The sequence below is a fragment of the Actinoallomurus acaciae genome (genome assembly GCF_042429965.1).
GTDB lineage: Bacteria > Actinomycetota > Actinomycetes > Streptosporangiales > Streptosporangiaceae > Actinoallomurus > Actinoallomurus acaciae.
The window spans coordinates 1-645 of sequence record NZ_JBHLZP010001252.1 but is presented as its reverse complement, the minus strand read 5'-3'; the positions used below and the strand labels follow the sequence as shown (position 1 = coordinate 645).

Genomic DNA, 645 nt, shown 5'->3' with positions numbered 1-645 from the left:
GGCTTGGGAGTCGTGACGGGGCATCCGGACGGCGCGTTCGGGCTGCGGCACCGCGGCGGCGGTCGCCATGGACGAGACGGCGGACACCGCGGCGTACGGGTCCAGCAACGGGACCGCGGCCGGATAGGCCGACACGACCAGCCGCCGGGCGACCTCGGCGGCGGTGAGCCGGGGCTCGTACGCCCGGATGAGCGCCGCCGTCCCCGCCACGTTGGCCGCCGCCAGCGACGAGCCGGAGCCGATGAAGTGCCCGATGCCCTTCGGCCCGATGCTCACCACCGCGTCACCGGGCGCGGCCTGGTCGGCGGCGAAGATGCTCGGGGCGTCCTTCGGGCGGGAGCCGTCCTCCCCGAAGTCCTCGACCGAGACCACCTGCGGGATGAAGGCGGGGAAGTAGGGCTGTGCCGGCGGAGCGCTCGGGGCGGCACCGATGCCGCTGCTGGAGGGGAGCGCGTCCGGCGCCGCGGGCGCGACCACGAGGACGTCCTTGCGGGTGGCGTACGCGACCGCCGCGGTCATCTCGGGGCGTCCCAGGGTCAGGGCCACGCCGACGTACACGACACGTGCACCGGCGTCGGCCGCGGACCGGATGCCCGCCGCGACCGCGCCGGGAGCGGCCTCACCACGTGCGCCGGTGCCGCGCAC

1 protein-coding gene is annotated in these 645 nt (G+C 76.6%); it reads right to left on the bottom strand.

The window, feature by feature from the left end; translation table 11 throughout:
- A partial coding sequence (locus tag ACFFNX_RS51925) for a type VII secretion-associated serine protease mycosin (protein WP_512699897.1) occupies window positions 1–645 on the bottom strand: 645 nt, incomplete at both ends.